Origin of the sequence: Novosphingobium pentaromativorans US6-1 (assembly GCF_000767465.1) — a bacterium.
GTDB classification, from domain to species: Bacteria; Pseudomonadota; Alphaproteobacteria; order Sphingomonadales; family Sphingomonadaceae; genus Novosphingobium; species Novosphingobium pentaromativorans.
Genome location: NZ_CP009291.1, coordinates 3,568,989 through 3,584,265, shown reverse-complemented (window position 1 = coordinate 3,584,265; position 15,277 = coordinate 3,568,989). Strand labels below are relative to the sequence as shown.

The 15,277-nt window shown below is 61.6% G+C and carries 12 protein-coding genes; 5 read left to right on the top strand and 7 right to left on the bottom strand.

The annotated features are described in order from the left end of the window. Positions 1-89 precede the first annotated feature (89 nt). Together JI59_RS16840 and JI59_RS16835 are read left to right on the top strand one after the other, a co-directional pair. Positions 90-806: a hypothetical protein gene (locus JI59_RS16840; RefSeq protein WP_007011461.1), complete on the top strand. Its 717-nt coding sequence runs from the start codon at positions 90-92 to the stop codon at positions 804-806. A gap of 5 nt (positions 807-811) precedes the next feature. Beyond that, positions 812-1,687: a phosphatidylglycerol lysyltransferase domain-containing protein gene (locus JI59_RS16835; RefSeq protein ID WP_007011462.1), complete on the top strand. Its 876-nt coding sequence runs from the start codon at positions 812-814 to the stop codon at positions 1,685-1,687. 20 nt (positions 1,688-1,707) lie between these two features. On the opposite strand, the gene npdG is transcribed toward JI59_RS16835, so the two are convergent. From npdG to JI59_RS16805, 6 genes are all read right to left on the bottom strand, one after another. Continuing rightward, a complete protein-coding gene (npdG, locus tag JI59_RS16830) occupies positions 1,708-2,361 on the bottom strand; it encodes an NADPH-dependent F420 reductase (RefSeq protein ID WP_007011463.1) in 654 nt (217 codons plus the stop codon). Between the two features lie 2 nt (positions 2,362-2,363). Next, positions 2,364-4,670 (bottom strand): 5-amino-6-(D-ribitylamino)uracil--L-tyrosine 4-hydroxyphenyl transferase CofH, encoded by a 2,307-nt coding sequence (cofH, locus tag JI59_RS16825; RefSeq protein ID WP_007011464.1) that lies wholly within the window; start codon positions 4,668-4,670, stop codon positions 2,364-2,366. A gap of 99 nt (positions 4,671-4,769) precedes the next feature. Continuing rightward, positions 4,770-5,822 carry a phosphotransferase gene (locus tag JI59_RS16820; RefSeq protein WP_007011465.1) on the bottom strand — a complete coding sequence of 351 codons (1,053 nt, stop codon included), beginning with the start codon at positions 5,820-5,822 and terminating at the stop codon, positions 4,770-4,772. Between the two features lie 96 nt (positions 5,823-5,918). Then, positions 5,919-7,433 (bottom strand): aldehyde dehydrogenase family protein, encoded by a 1,515-nt coding sequence (locus JI59_RS16815; protein ID WP_007011466.1) that lies wholly within the window; start codon positions 7,431-7,433, stop codon positions 5,919-5,921. Between the two features lie 259 nt (positions 7,434-7,692). Then, positions 7,693-8,997 (bottom strand): cytochrome P450, encoded by a 1,305-nt coding sequence (locus JI59_RS16810; RefSeq protein ID WP_038576422.1) that lies wholly within the window; start codon positions 8,995-8,997, stop codon positions 7,693-7,695. 174 nt (positions 8,998-9,171) lie between these two features. Then, entirely contained in the window at positions 9,172-10,095 is a 924-nt protein-coding gene (locus JI59_RS16805; RefSeq protein ID WP_081473921.1) for a LysR substrate-binding domain-containing protein, read from the bottom strand. A 234-nt stretch (positions 10,096-10,329) separates the two neighbouring features. On the opposite strand from JI59_RS16805, the gene JI59_RS16800 reads away from it, so the two are divergent. From JI59_RS16800 to JI59_RS16790, 3 genes are all read left to right on the top strand, one after another. Continuing rightward, positions 10,330-11,529, top strand: a complete 1,200-nt coding sequence (locus JI59_RS16800; protein ID WP_007011469.1) for an amidohydrolase family protein — start codon at positions 10,330-10,332, stop codon at positions 11,527-11,529. 295 nt (positions 11,530-11,824) lie between these two features. Next, positions 11,825-12,640 carry an SDR family NAD(P)-dependent oxidoreductase gene (locus JI59_RS16795; protein ID WP_007011470.1) on the top strand — a complete coding sequence of 272 codons (816 nt, stop codon included), beginning with the start codon at positions 11,825-11,827 and terminating at the stop codon, positions 12,638-12,640. 324 nt (positions 12,641-12,964) lie between these two features. Beyond that, on the top strand, positions 12,965-13,945 hold the full coding sequence (locus JI59_RS16790; RefSeq protein ID WP_007011471.1) for an NAD(P)H-dependent flavin oxidoreductase: 981 nt from the start codon (positions 12,965-12,967) through the stop codon (positions 13,943-13,945). Positions 13,946-14,108: 163 nt separating this feature from the next. Here JI59_RS16790 and JI59_RS16785 read toward each other — a convergent pair whose 3' ends face one another. Next, positions 14,109-15,215 (bottom strand): helix-turn-helix transcriptional regulator, encoded by a 1,107-nt coding sequence (locus tag JI59_RS16785; RefSeq protein ID WP_039857029.1) that lies wholly within the window; start codon positions 15,213-15,215, stop codon positions 14,109-14,111. Positions 15,216-15,277: the final 62 nt, after the last annotated feature.

Below are 15,277 nucleotides of genomic sequence, written 5' to 3'. Positions count from 1 at the left end.
GTCTTGCTAACCACTTCGCAGGCAATTAAGCTAACTGTAATGTATTACGCAATGGCTAGTCTAAAGCCGCCGCGACCTTGGGAGCCATCATGACAGCCTATACGATTATCCATCTGCACAATCCAACCGCAGGCAGGGAAGAAGAACTGGTAAAGGGCTTCGATGAATCCAGGGACGCCATTTCTGCGCTGCGCGGGTTCAAATCCGCGCAACTCTTCACCCGCAGCGAAAAGCAGATCTTGCCCGTTCAGCAGCCCTGGCTTCATGTCGCCTTTTACGAGTTCGAGACGATCGAGCCTGAAATCGACCTTCCCGCCATCGCCCCGCTATTCGCTCGGCAACGCGACCGCGGCCTTATCGCCAATGACGAGACCGAGCGCGTATACAGCTACCGCATGTATCATCCGTGGAAGTGCGACAAGACGATCACGCCAGCCCCTTTCACGCACCTGAAGATCCTACTTGCCAATTTCACTCCCGGCCGTGAAGCGGAATATCATCGCTGGTACGACGAGGTTCACAGCGTCGAGGTTACGACCACGCCAGGCTATGTCGCCATGCGCCGCGGGCGCCTCACCGACCTGCCAATCGAGCCCAGGCACCATTGTCTCGGATCGGAACTGGTCGCAATCGGATTCCAGACCGACGATCTTGGGGCGTCGCTCGATGAGTTCCACGCCCGCGCCATGGGCACCAGCAAGCCCGAAGGCGCGACCTGGGGGCCGCGTTCAACCTCGGCGTCATCGGCCCGAACCGTGCATTGTTTCGAGTCCGTCGCGGGACCGTTCGGAGATTACAGCAGGTAACGGCAGTGGAGCATTTCCCGGCAACGCGCGGGGGAGAGGCGCTTTCGCTCGGCCATCGCCGCGAGATCAATGCACATCTTGCGGCCCTGCCCGAGCTTGCCTTTTCGGAGGCCAGCTTCGCCAATCTCTTCCTGTTTCGCGGGGTCCATCGCTATCGCTTCCACCGTGAGCCATGGCCGCATATCTCCGGCGTCACTTATGACGGCGTCGCGCATGTCATGCCGCTTGTGGCGCTTTCTCCGACCCGCGCAGAGGCGCTTTCAGGGCGCACGGCCTGCCTTTATCCCGTCGCGGAACAGGATGTGGCGGCCCTGGGGGCGGGCTGGCACGCCGAATTCGTCGCGGAGGACTCCGATTATCTTTTCGACGCGCGGACCCTTGCCGCATTACCGAAAGAAAGGCGGCGCCAGGCAAGGAAGCTGGAACAACTCTTCGCACCTGAACTGACGATCGGCGTACCGAATTTCACGGAGATGGCCGTGCCGATCCTCGACCTGTGGCTGGCCGAAGTCGGCAAGTCGTCCGAAGCGACCGATTATGACAATTGCCGCGAAGCCATCGAGCATGGGGAAACGCTTGGCCTGATCAACGCAGTCGCGTCGATTGCCGGAGAATCCTGCGGCTTCCTCCTCGCTTCCCCCTTGCCGGACGGAAGCATGGCCGTGCATTTCGCCAAGGCCACCCGAATCTTCCCCGCGCTCTATCCCTGGATGTTCAGCCAGTTTGCCTCGCGTTGCGGTCGGCCACGGCTCAACTTTGAACAGGACCTCGGCCTGCCCGGCTTACGCCAGGCGAAACGCGCGCTCGATCCGCTACGGATGCTTCACAAGTATCGCGTTCGGCCTCGTCCCCCAGATGAGGCTGCACCGCCGGTACCATAAGGGCACGGCGCTCGGCGCCCTCATGCTTCTGGTGCGGTCAGCTTTCCCGTGATCCGGATGCCCGCGCCATCCACCTTGTAGGTCTTGTTGAGAAAGATCAGGACCGATGTGAGCGCTTCGGCGGCGGCCGAATTGACCAGCGCACCGCCATGCAGGCCGCGCAGTCCGGCCTTTTCCGCCAGCGCGATGCCGTTGGCGCGCGCCTGCTTGTCGTCACCGAAGACAAGCACATCGCATGCAACGTCCGCCTCTGTGGCCAACTTGTGTGCGGCAACATTGTGGAACCCCGAGATAACTGTCACTGCTTCGCCCATGAGCTGCTGCGTCCGTACTGCGGCGCAGCCTTCGGCAGGCAATTGCACGCGCATCACCTTGGGCGGGTTCAGCGGCACCGTCGTATCGATGACTATCTTGCCGGCGCACGCGTCCCTGACATCGGCGATCGTCCCCTCCTGCGCGGCGAACGGCACCGCAAGCACGACGATGTCGGCCAGCGCCGCTGCCGCCGCGTTATCGGTCCCGCTCGCCCCATGGCCGATCTCTGCAGCGGACGCCTGCGCGCGCGCGCCGTCCCGCGAACCGATCACGATTTTCACCCCCGCGCTTGCCCAGCGCCGGGCGAGTGCCGCACCGAGATTTCCGGTGCCGCCGATCACTGCAACCGTCTTGTCCATGCTCACACCGTCTCCCGTTCCGCCGCGCCGTAAAGCGTCGTGCGCCGACGGGCATGACGCCCCGCCGCACGCGCCGTTTCATGCATTTTGTCCGTATCGAAGACTTGCCCATTGGCACCGCCGGCCGCGCGGGTGATGGATTCGTCCATCAACACGCCGCCGAGGTCGTTCGCGCCGGCCTTCAGCGCCGCGATCGCGCCCTGTTCACCCAGCTTCACCCAACTGGCCTGGATATTGTCGATGGCGCCGTGGAGCGCGAGCCGCGCGATGGCATGCATCAGCATCGTCTCGCGGTAGCTGGGCCCCGAACGCGCCTGACCGCGGCGCCAGATCGGCGCTTCCATATGCACGAAAGGCAAGGGCACGAATTCTGTAAATCCGCCAGTTTCGGCCTGCAGATCGCGTATCAGGCGCAAATGCCGGGCCCAGTGACGATAGTGATCGACATGGCCGAACATGATCGTCGCAGTGGAGCGAAGGCCGACGCCGTGGGCGGCGCGCATGACCTTCAGCCATTCCCGGCTGGAAACCTTGTCCGGACAAATGACCGCGCGGACATCGTCGTGCAACACTTCGGCAGCGGTCCCCGGCAGCGTCGAAAGCCCTTCGTCCCTGAGCATCGCCAGATAGTCCGCGAGGCGCATTCCCAGCGTTGTCGCCCCATGGCTGATCTCAAGCGGTGAGAATGCATGGATATGGATATCGGGCGCGGCCCTTTTCACCGCACGCAGGATCTCGCGGTAAGTATGACCGTCATAGGCCGGATGAATCCCGCCTTGCAGGCACACTTCGGTGGCGCCCCTGTGCCATGCTTCGGCAGTCCTCCGGCCCACGTCCTCAAGGTCCAGGTTATAGGCCGGGCCGCGCAGAGCCTTGGCCGTACCCTTGGAAAAGGCGCAGAAGCCGCAGCGATAGACGCAGATATTGGTGTAGTTGATGTTGCGATTCACCACATAGGTAACATCATCGCCGACCACGTCGCGCCGCAGCGTATCGGCAGCATCCATGACGCGCGCTACGTCCGATCCGGTCGCCTCGAGCAAGGCGACGATTTCGTCTTCGCAGATGCCCTTGCCTTCTGCCGCCTTGCTCAGAATCGCGTCTATCCTGTCGCTTTCCACGGTCCGCCCCGCCCTTGAAACGACCGGAGGCGCCTGCCCGGTTCCGGCGCGCCAATTCTCAACCACCGGCAAGCCGCGTGCATCGACCGAGCGGCGAACCCGCGTCGCGACATCCGGCTCAAGCCAGCGTTCGGGCTCCCTTGCGAAAGCCGGGCCGATGGCGAGCCGTTCGGTAAGCACGCGTCCGTCAGCCGCAGTCGCTGCGGTCAACGCCAGCAGATGGGGCCAGGGTGCCTCGGGGTTCACATGATCGAGCGTCACCGGCGACACACCGCCCCAGTCGTTGACCCCGGCGCGTAAGAGCGCCGACAGAGCGTCGGGCTGAAGGTTTGGCGGCGCCTGGATCGTCATGTCCGCCCCCAGGACCAGCCGGGCCGCCGCAATCGTCCAGAGATGCTCTTCCAGCGACGGTTCGGGCGCTTGAGCCATGCGGGTATCCGGCTTCGCGCGAAAGTTCTGGATGATCACTTCCTGGACATGGCCGTGCCGGTCATGCGCTTCGCGGATCGCGAGCAGGGCCTCGATGCGCTCTTCACGCGTTTCGCCAATTCCGATCAGTATGCCCGTAGTGAACGGCACCTTCCTGCGACCCGCCGCCTCCAGCGCCTCCAGACGGACTGCGGGCACCTTGTCCGGCGACCCATGGTGCGCAGCCCCCTTGACAGTCAGTCGGTCCGACGTGCTCTCCAGCATCAAGCCCATCGACGCAGCGACCGGTCGCAATCGTACCAGGTCCGCGTCGGTCATGATGCCCGGGTTGAGATGAGGCAGAAGGCCCGTTTCGGTCAGTACGGCCTCCGCCGCTTCCCGCAGATAGGACAAAGTCGACTCGTGGCCCATGCCATTGAGCGCCAGACGGGCCGCTGCGTAACGGTCTTCCGGTCGATCCCCCAATGTGAACAACGCCTCGCGGCAACCTGCCGCTTTGCCGGCGCGAGCGATCTCCAGCACCCCGTCGATCGACAGGAACGACGAGGCGAGCTGGCTCGGCGGCTTGGCAAAAGTGCAATAATGGCAGACGTCGCGGCACAGATGCGTAAGCGGAATGAATACCTTGCGCGAATAAGTGACTGTGGGACCGAAACGCTCGATCGTCATCGTCTCCGCCCGATCGAGTAGCGCGTCGAGCGGCATCGCATTCAGCACCCGCGTAATCTCGCGAGCAGATCGATTGCCTTCGAATGTCATGTCCGGTTTATCGCAAGTCCTGTTTGGCTGCAGTTGCATGCGTGTCTGCCCGGCACCCGCTGGAGCGCCGCGGCGAACGGATCGGCATCGCCGCGCGCTTCAGACTCCAAGCAACCTGTAGCTGTCGTGCCGGGCCACCGCATGGCTCAACCTGTGACAGAATGCATTGATGATATCGCGCTTCACCGTTTGCGTGATGCCCCACAGGAAATACCCGTAGACGGCGCTCATCCGATACTGCTTCCAAGCCTCTTCGTCATCCGGGACATCGCTGCCAAGCCCCTTTGCCGTCTCCAGGTAGTGACGCAGCAGAGCCCGTTCTTCCTTTTCCGAAACTTCGACCGGAAGCGTTGCATTGATGTGATAGACCACATCGAGCGACCAGCCCCCTTTCTGCAGCAAATCGAAATCGATAAGCCCCGCGCCGCCATCGATCTCGAACACGTTGCCCGCGTGGCAGTCGCCATGGATCAGGAACATGCGGCGTTCCGCGTCGACCGCGGACAAGGCTTTCAACGCCGCCAGCAACCGATGCGCATCCTGCTGCGCCTCGGGGATACCCTTGCTGCGTTCGTCGAGCAGCAATTTCTGCAGCAGCTCGACCGGAACGATGCCGGAAATCCATTCGATATTGCGACCGGTCCAGGGAATGTCGTCAACCGGCCCGAGGGTTTGGTAGCTGGCGTGCAACTTGGCCAGTTGCTCCAGGCTGCGCGCGGTCCGGCTCGCATCGAAAGGCTCGAGCGCAGAACAGAAATGTGCGCCCTCCTCGACCAGATCGCGCATATAGCGAATGCCCTGCTGGCTTTCTTCATCAAAGGGCATGGCGACAGGCGCGGGGTGACGAAAGGCGACCTTACCCGCAATATCCGTATAGAAGCGCGTCTCGCGCATTCCGGCGAGGCTTGGCTTCACCTCTGGCCGATCGAGAAATCCCTTGAGGCACAAGGCTTCGGAGCGCCCACTTTCGAAATGGGCGCGGAAGCGCACGATGGTGGCCTTGATCCTCTGGTTTATCTGCAGGGGATCCACCACCTCCACACGGCTGACCCGATCGCCATAGGCAATAGGCGCCAGCACCGCGGTCAGCCATTCGGGGTCGAGCGCGCCATCCAGCGTGCGCGGAATCGACTCGCTATTCGTGCTCGGCATTTGCTTCTCCTTGAGTCCGCTTCCATGTGGCGAGCGGGTCACTGGCCCATTGCGCTGACCTGATGCCGGCGGAGCCGGCAACCACGGCCGCCTCGCCTAGAGATTCTGCACGTTCAGCACCGTGATCTGCTGATAGACACGGATACCTTCGGGTCCACGTTCGCGGTTCACGCCGCTCGAGCCCCATCCGCCGGAGGACACATAGGCGCTTGCCATGCCGCCGTTGACGTTGACTGTGCCGGTGCGCAGCTTCGAGGCGACTTCGATGGCCGCCCTGACGTCCTTGCCAAAGACATGACCGGACAGGCCGTAAACGCTGTCATTGGCCATTTCGATAGCATGATCGAGATCGCGGTAACCGATCACGCACACCACCGGACCGAAGATTTCCTCCTGCGCGGCGGGGTTCTTGTTATCGGGCACGTCGAGGATGGTCGGCTCGAAGAAGAATCCGCGCTCGATGCCCTCACGCCCTTCAACCTTCTTGCCGCCGGAGACGATCTTGCCGCCCGCCTCGACCGCCAGCTTCACGAACCGTTCGCATCGGTCGCGTTGCGCGGCACTGATAACCGGACCGAAGGTTGTCGCCGGATCGGCCGGATTGCCGATCTTCGCGGACTTCTCCAGCGCGGCGGCCATGGCCTGCATCGTCGCTTCCTTGTCGCCTTCGGGAACGAAAATGCGGGTTCCAAGAACACAGCCCTGCCCGGCATGAGCCAGGCAGACCGACGCCGCTGCAGCTACGGCCTGAGGCACCGCGTCGGGCAGATAGATTTGCGCTGACTTGCCGCCCAGTTCCAGTTGCAGCTTTTTCATGGTTTCCGACGATTGCGCCATCACCGCCTTGCCCACCTGCGAGGAGCCGGTGAACGCGATCATGTCGACGTCTTCGCTTTCCGACAGCATGATGCCGCCTTCCGCTCCCTTGTCGGCAATGACATTGAGCACGCCCCTGGGCAGTCCGGCAGCCTCAGCGGCTTCGCCGAAAATAAGCGCCGAAAGCGGGGTAAGCGGACTGGGCCGCAACACCACCGTGTTGCCCGTGATAAGCGCCGGAACCACCTTCCAGAAATTCGTGTAGAACGGAAAGTTATAGGCGGAGATCGCGCCGACGACGCCGACCGGCACATAGCGGCGGACACTGTGGACCACATTGCCCTTGCCGGAGACCCGCTCGTGCATGGGCAGCGGATTATCCTCGGTCGCAGGAAGCTGCTGATACAGGTCGATAATCTCGTAGCCCTGACGAAGCGGCATATCGATCTGCGCGGGAACCACCGTCGACACGGGGGCACCCGATTCGAGCATGGCCAGTTCTTTCAACCGCTCGCTGTTGTCGAGGAAGAAATCGACCAACTTTCGTACCAGCGGAATCCGATCTTCATCCGACAGCCCGGCCCAACTCCCCTCATCGAACGCCCGCCGGGCAGACGCGATGGCCTGCTCGATCTGTCCGGCAGAGGCGCCGGGCAATTCGACGAAGGTTTCGCCGTTGCCGGGATTCTCGACCGCGATGGTCTCACCTTCCCCGTCGACGAACGAACCGTCGATATACATGCGCGTCTCGATAGCGAATTTGCTGACGGCGGGCTTCTGTGCGGCGCTTGCCATTAGATCAGTCCTCCACGCGACCACAGACCGCGGGGGGAATCCTGCGCTCGCTCTTATGTTGATAATTATCGCAATCCGACCACCGGTTCATGGCTTCTGTTTCCGGTGCCTGTGCGATGCGGGAACCCTTGCCAAACCGATGGCCCGTGAACTGTCGCAAATCGCAATGAACGCGGCCAACGCCCATTGCATAGGGTGCTCCGTAAGGCAGGAGGTTCACGGATACAGGCTGCCGGGAACCTTCCTCCGTCACGACACCTTACTTGAGCAGCACATGCATGGACGATATGCCGCGCTGCTCCAGCCCGCCCGTAAGGAAGGGCGCAGGCTGATCGGGATCGATCCGCATGTTCGGAAATTCATTCATCAGCGCATCGAGAGCGACAAACATCTCGCTCTCCGCCACATTGCGACCCATGCACATATGAGCGCCCATGCCAAATCCGATATGCGGCTGCATCTTGCGGAAAAGGTCGAATTCATCGGGATTGTCCCAGCGCGAAGGATCGCGATTGGCCGACGCCAGGCAGATATCCACTACGCTGCCCTTGGGGATGGCCACGCCGCCGATCTCCGTATCTTCCACCGCCAGGCGGCTGAACATCGGATTGTTCGGGTTCCACCGCATCGATTCCTGGATTGCAGGTTCAAGCAACTTGCGATCCGCCCTCACCGCTTCCCATCGATCCCTTTGGTCGAGTAGCGCAAACAGCAGGATGCCCATTTGCCGCCAGGTCGTTCCCCCGCCGGCAAGCAGCAGCAAACGGCAAAACGTGATGATCTCGCCATCGGTAAGGTGCCGCGAGCCCTCGCCCGGAATATCCACCTCGGCCGCGAGCAGCCAGGAAATGATATCCTCGCCGGGCGACTTGCGGCGCAGTTCGATCTGTTCGGTCACCATGCGGGCGACGGTTGCGGCAGCAGCCATCTGGGATTCGGGCCCACCCCTGCTGCTCAGCGTCGAAATCAGCGCCTTGCGGAAGATCAAGGCTTCTTCGCCGCGCAAGCCGACAGCTACCGAAATGGTGTGAACCGGAACCCGGGCACACAAATCCATGTTCAACTCGGCGCGATCCTGCGATTTCAGCTTTTCGACAATCGCCTCGACGATGCCGTTGATCCAGCGATCGCGCCACAGACCGACGGCACGCGGCTTGATGAAGAGCGACTGCGCTGCCTTGCGATGGGCAAAATGCTCCGGATTGTCCATCTCGAGAATTCCGAGGAATTTCTCGTCACCCGGAGTCATCTTGTAGATCTTGTTCGACAAGCGGGCATTGTCGCGAAACGCTTCCTCAGCCTTTGCGAAAGTCAGGACGCAATAGCCCTGAAGCCGCTCGCCGCCACCTTCGACGACGGCGCGGTGCCGATGCCAGAAGGGAAGGCCCAGCACCTCGCGCAGGAAGCCCTTCTGGACGGCGCCCCGCTCCTGCGCGGCTTTCATCAGCGGATAGGGATCCACCTCGATATAGTTGCCGGTCTCCAGCGCCTCGGTCTTGACGTCATAGAGCTCGTCATAAAGCGAGTCGTCTGTCTTCACTGCGTCCGCAACGCCGCCAGCCATGAATACCACTCCCGAAAAAAATGCATTGAGATCCGCTCGGACTACGCTGCCCGATGCGATACTTACTCAAAGTGTGCGGTTCCGGCGAGACGGAGTCAAGCAAAACAGCAATTCAACTAACTGAAAAGCAGTTGTCGCCGAAACCGAGTGAATTCGGGTTCGCAAAAGGGCAGGTCAGCGGGCGCCCTTGGCAGTCGCAGGAGCGCGCGCGCCCTGGGAAACGAGATCCTTCGTCATGCGCAGGAATGCTTGCGCAGCCGTGCCGAAATTGTCGGGATTCCAGACCAGTTGCAACTGCCAGTACCGGTCCGGCGGATGATCTGTGATCGTCAGGAATTTCACACCCCTGACATGCATGTGCGAGGCACTGGCGGTGACTATTCCGCAGCCCAGTCCCGCCCCGATCAGGCTCAGCATCGTATTGATCTGGTTCACCTCCTGAACAATGTCGGGCGCCATTCCGATCACTTCGAACAGCGCCAGCGGCTGCGTAAGCCTGCCGTCCACACGCTCGGGAGGGCGAATAAAGGGCTGTTTGCATAATTCAGCCAGCGTAACGGAATCGCGCTGCGCAATCGGCCATTCGTCCGGCACGGCAGCAAGAAACCCGGTACTTTCGATGACCAACCGGTCGAGATGTTCTGTATGGGGCGTCCCCGGCAGGATGATACCGAAATCGTAATCGCCCGACAGCAACCCCTCGACCTGGCCCGGCGACGGCATTTCGAAGAGTTTCAGGCTCACATTGGGCTGACGTTCGCGGTGACGCGCGACGAGACGGGGCAGTATATCGTACAGGGCCGCATTCATGAAACTGATGCGGATTTCGGAAGCCTCTTCCCCGGCACGAAGGGCCGCCTTGCGGGCAAAGTCCGCCTGCAGGAGGGTTCGCCTGGCTTGAACCAGGAATGCACGGCCAACCTCGGTCAGTTCGACGGATCGCTTCGTTCGATTGAGCAATTTCAAGCCCAGATCGGTCTCGAGCCTGCGGATCGACTGGCTGAGCGGTGGCTGCGTCATGCGCAGGCGATCTGCCGCGCGCCGAAAGTTGAGTTCTTCCGCGACGGCCACGAAATGCCGCATGTGTCTCAGGTCCATGTCTGCCGCCTCTTCCCGCGTCGGATCTTGCGCGCCTACCCGGCGCAATAACACGTGACCTAATGGCTGGAACGTGTCGGGGACAGAAGAAAATGCAGTCTCAGTGAAACCATTTCGATATCAGTTCGGCGCAGATCATATTGGACCCGGCATTCGATCTGCGGCATTTTCCGCAGGTAGCAAAAGCCCGGCCAAGCCCCCGATTTCAGCCGGCAGAACCAGGAGAGTGTGCAAATGAGCGTCACCGAACTCACGCCCGAATCGAGCGCAAAGTCCGAAAAGAAATTTCTGGTGGTCGATGCCGACGCGCATATCGACCCACCCCACGAGGCATGGGCCGACTACCTGCCGGAGAAGTTCAAGGAGCGCGCACCTCGCATCGAGGAAGGCGAGGACTGCGATTATGTTGTTTTCGAAGGAAATCGCCGCCCGATCCTGATGATCAACAACCAGGCGGGTCGCAAGGGCAAGGACTTCAAGATGGTGGGCAAGCGCTCCGAGATGCGCAATGTCCGCGATCCCAAGATCCGGCTTGAGGACATGGACACCGATGGCATCGATTCTGCAGTCCTTTTCGGCGGCGGCCCGCTCGGCACCTCCGACTCGGAGTTCTACATCGAAAGCTATCGCGCCTATAATCGCTGGCTCTGGGATTTCTGTGGCACCGATCGCAAGCGCCTGACCGGCGTCGCCTACATGCCGATGCGGGACGTGGACGAGACGATCGGCATGATCAAGGAAGTGGCGAAGCTCGGCTTCAAGACCATCAATATCCCCGCATTCCCGCAAGCCAAGGACGCACTGAGCACGTCGGCACAGGTCGGCAAGATGGCCTCGGGGCAGATTGCGGCCCTGACGGGCGACCCCAGCAGTTCAACCCCCTATTGGAGTGCCTGCTTCGACCCTCTGTGGCAGACGATCTGCGACAACGATCTCAATGTAACCTTCCACCTTGGCGGACGCATTCCGCGCTTCGGCCAGAAGGAATATTTCCTTGCCGACCTGGTGATGAGCAAGGTCGCCATGGCAGAGCCCGTGGCAATGGCCATCTATGGCGGCATCTTCGATCGTTTCCCGAACATGAAGTGGGCCATCGTCGAAAGCGGTGTCGGTTGGATGGCGTGGATGGCCGAATACATGGACCGGACCTGGGAAAAGCAGCGCTACTGGACCAATAGCGACATCAAGGAGCGCCCCAGCTTCTACATGGATCGCAACATCTTCGGTTCGTTCATCAACGATCGCACGGGCATTCTCAACCGCGCGCTGCCCGGCGGCAAGAACATCATGTGGTCGTCCGACTATCCGCATTCGGAGACGACTTTCCCGAACAGTCACCAGGTCATCGCGCGCGACTTCGAAGGCGTGCCCGATGCAGAGGTGCAGGAAATCGTCGGCGGCAGGGCCAAGGCATTCTACAAAGTCGATATCTGACGATCGGCATGCCGGCCCGCTCCACGCAGCGGGCCGGCATCTATCGGCGCCCCCCCGGCAAGATCCGTGCCGGGCGCTTCCCGGTGCGAAAGAGGCCCATCGACAATCGAGGCTCGGCGGCCCTTGCCTGCAAGATCGGGATATGGGTCGAGTCTGGACAAGGCCCTCAATAGCGTTATCTCTATCGGTTCTTCCGTCAGTCGCCGCGCGATTGCGCGTCGGCTCAGGTGCCGGGTTCATGGCATCCCTAGCGGCAATGCTGGCGGAAGGCGAAACGGATGCGAGGAGAGGATAGTTGGAGAACTGCAAAGGCAAGGTGGCCATCGTCACGGGCGGAGCCTCGGGCATCGGTTTCGGCATAGCGCAGGCGGCTGCCAGGCGCGGGGCTGACATCGTTCTGGCCGACATCGCGGCCGACAAACTTGAAGCCGCCGCGGCGGCGCTCCGCGATGCTGCTGGCGTGCGCGTCATCGGCGTTCCGACGGACGTAGCCGATCCCGGCGCACTCGACGCCCTCGCCGAAGCGACATACCGCGAATTCGGCCGGGCAGACATGCTGTTCAACAATGCGGGCATATCCTCGATCGGTGCGAGTTGGGAAACGTCGCTGGAATGCTGGCGAAAGGTCGTGGACATCGACCTGTTCGGTTGCATCCACGGCATCCGGTCCTTCCTGCCCAAAATGCTCGAAAGCGGCGAACCGGGATACGTCGTCAACACCGCGTCGCTGGCCGGCCTGGTGCCAACGCCTCACATGGCGCCCTATGCCGTCAGCAAGCACGCGGTAGTGGGACTTTCCGGATCGCTGGCACAAGAACTCAGAATGCAGGGAGCACCGATCAAGGTCGCCGTCGTATGCCCCGGCTACATCGCGACACCTCAGGCCAAAGGCAGTGTCGAGCTGTACTCCGCAGACGCGAAATCGGATATCGACCTGCAGATCCTCACCACCATCGGCAATGCGGCGGAAGCGGGCATGAAGCCGGAAGAAGCAGGCGAGATCATCCTGAGCGCGATGGAGAAAGGCGACTTCTGGATCGCGCCTAACGGTGCGCCGTTCCGCGCGTCGATCGAGGATCTGCACAAGGAGATGTTTCGCCAGGCATTCTGAAAGCCCGCGAAAGCGCGCGAATCCTGCGTCACCACGCTAGAGGACAGAAGGCGCGTGAACGCAACGCGGCGTGCAACCGGTCGATGGTCCGCCAACTTGCCGACGCGCCCTTTAGATCTTGACGCGGCTTGTATTCTCCGCATGGAGATCATGCCCCGATCGGAACAGGCCGGAGCATGGACGTAAACGCACGTAATCGCCGGGAGACGGCGGTCGATACGGAGGGCTTTCAGGGATGCTGCGCCGGAATCGAAGCGGGCAAGCAACGTCCATTGACGTAGTAAATGACGGTGTCTGCCCGGCGCCGCGAGATGAGGATAACCAATGGCCATCAAGACCCGAATAACCGAACGTCTGGGGATCGAGCACCCGATCGTCCAGGGTGGCATGCAGAATGTCGGCTATGCGGAAATGGCTGCCGCCGTGTCCAATGCAGGCGGCCTTGGCCTGATAACATCGCTTACGCAGCCTGACGCACCCGCCCTTGCGAAGGAGATCGAGCGGTGCAAGGCGATGACGGACAAGCCTTTCGGCGTCAACATAACCGTCCTGCCCACCCTTAACGCCCCCGACTATCCCGCCCTTTGCAAGGTGGTGATCGAAAGCGGCATCAAGGTTGTGGAGACCGCGGGCCTGCCGGCGGTCCGCGAAATCTGGGAAATGCTCAAGCCGCACGGCATCACCATCGTCCACAAATGCACCTCGGTCCGTCACGCACTGTCGTCCGAGAAGGCTGGATGCGACATCATTTCGATCGACGGGTTCGAATGCGCCGGTCATCCCGGTGAAGATGACGTTCCCGGTCTTATCCTGATCCCGGTGGCGGCCGACAAGGTGAAGATCCCGCTGCTGGCCTCGGGCGGAATCGGCGACGCGCGAGGATTGGTCGCTGCCCTGGCGCTCGGTGCGGAAGGCGTGAACATGGGCACCCGCTTCTGTGCGACGAAGGAAGCCCCGATTCACGACAACGTGAAGCAGGCTTATATCGACAATGACGAGCGCGGCAGCAATCTCATCTTCCGCAGCCTGAAGAACACCGCCCGCGTCGGCAAGAACGAGATATCCGACGAAGTCGTACGACGCCTCGCAAAACCGGACGCAGTGTTCGAGGACGTGAAGGAACTCGTGGCAGGCGCCAAGGGCCGCGAATTGCTCAAGACGGGCGATATGAGCTCGGGTATCTTCTGGGCAGGACAGGTCCAGGGCCTGATCCACGACATTCCCAGCTGCGAGGAACTCATCACCCGCATGGTCAGCGAAGCCGAAGCCATCATAAACGGCAGACTGGGCGCGATGATCGCCTGAGAGATTTCCCCCTTCCCCAGCGTGGGCGCAGTGCACTGTCGCGTGTCTTCGCGATCAATTGCGACAATTGGCACGCGTCACCGCTGGGCGGAAGGGGGCCCGCCCTTCCCCGCAGCCGGGATGTTGACGAAATAGCTTCCTGCCACCGCGCAGTCCCCGATGCTCAGGCAAGCGCGATCACGCTCGTCAGGATCAGCCGCACCAGATCGGCCTGCCCCCTCGTGCCGGACTTGGCATAGACCCGCTTGCTGTAGAAGCGCGCAGTCTCCGTCGCGATGTTGAGTTCGGCTGCCGCTTCGGCAAGCGTGCGCCCTTTGCTCAGCGCCAGAGCCAGCCGCGCCTCGTTGCCGGACAGCGAAAACAGTTCCATCAATTGCCGGTATTGGTCGTCGCTCCCCGAGCGTCCACCATGCACATAAGCCATCGCAACCGCAGTCTTGCCGCGCAGGACAGTCGGCACGGAAATGGGAACCACCATCATGTCCAGCCACGGCTCGTCCAGGATGTGAATGACACGCGCACCGGTCGATGTGCGATCGCTGAATTCATCGAGCACATTCTTGAGAGCATTGCGGGACCGCGCCCGCAAGATCAGGCGCTGTCCGGGTTCGGCAGCAGCCGGCCCAAGCCTTTCGCGCAGGATTTCCTGAGCTTCCGGTGCGATCTCGACCACCCGCATCTGCGCATCGAGCGTCAGCCAGCCGAAATTGAGGCGCCGGATCGCGAAGGTTGCAACGTCGGAGCGCCTCCGCTCCTGCTCCAGTGCAGCCAGCGTGCGCAGCGCGCTGCCAAGATGCGGCACCAGTCGCTCGAGCAGCGGCCGTACCTCTGGCGTGAAGTCGCCGTCGCGACGGTTCAGCGAGAGCCATCCGTATCCGCCCGAAGGTTCGACGACGCGGACGCCCCGGATGTAGTTCAGCGACCGTGCGGACAGATAGTCGCGGTAGGCCCGGTGAACCGCGTTTTCCGGATCAAGGATCTCGTCCAAGCTATATACCCGGCCCGGTTTCAGGTTCTTGTAGGGCAGCGGTGATTGCCTCTCGAGCGTATCGAGGTATCGACCGTTGAGTTCGGAGGAGTATTTGTCTTCGGCGGACGACATGACGATCAGATCGCCTACGGATGTGTCGGTCCGCCTGAACGCAAAGCTGACATAAATGGACTGGGTCGCCATGCGCAGATTGTCCAGCAGCGTTTTCCAGTACGGTTCTTCAAGCACGCCCGCATGCGCGGGTATCACCAGATCCTGTTCGAAATCGAATTGCGTCATGTCCCGCCGATCCTGTCGCGCCGACATGGCATTACCTGTCCGCCCTGACAACGCCGGATGAA

Bases quoted from the DNA above. Each gene is read 5' to 3' on its own strand.
- JI59_RS16840 (WP_007011461.1), top strand. From the start codon at position 90: ATGACAGCCTATACGATTATCCATCTGCACAATCCAACCGCAGGCAGG.
- npdG (WP_007011463.1), bottom strand. From the start codon at position 2,361: ATGGACAAGACGGTTGCAGTGATCGGCGGCACCGGAAATCTCGGTGCG.
- cofH (WP_007011464.1), bottom strand. From the start codon at position 4,670: ATGACATTCGAAGGCAATCGATCTGCTCGCGAGATTACGCGGGTGCTG.
- JI59_RS16820 (WP_007011465.1), bottom strand. From the start codon at position 5,822: ATGCCGAGCACGAATAGCGAGTCGATTCCGCGCACGCTGGATGGCGCG.
- JI59_RS16815 (WP_007011466.1), bottom strand. From the start codon at position 7,433: ATGGCAAGCGCCGCACAGAAGCCCGCCGTCAGCAAATTCGCTATCGAG.
- JI59_RS16810 (WP_038576422.1), bottom strand. From the start codon at position 8,997: ATGGCTGGCGGCGTTGCGGACGCAGTGAAGACAGACGACTCGCTTTAT.
- JI59_RS16805 (WP_081473921.1), bottom strand. From the start codon at position 10,095: ATGGACCTGAGACACATGCGGCATTTCGTGGCCGTCGCGGAAGAACTC.
- JI59_RS16800 (WP_007011469.1), top strand. From the start codon at position 10,330: ATGAGCGTCACCGAACTCACGCCCGAATCGAGCGCAAAGTCCGAAAAG.
- JI59_RS16790 (WP_007011471.1), top strand. From the start codon at position 12,965: ATGGCCATCAAGACCCGAATAACCGAACGTCTGGGGATCGAGCACCCG.
- JI59_RS16785 (WP_039857029.1), bottom strand. From the start codon at position 15,215: ATGACGCAATTCGATTTCGAACAGGATCTGGTGATACCCGCGCATGCG.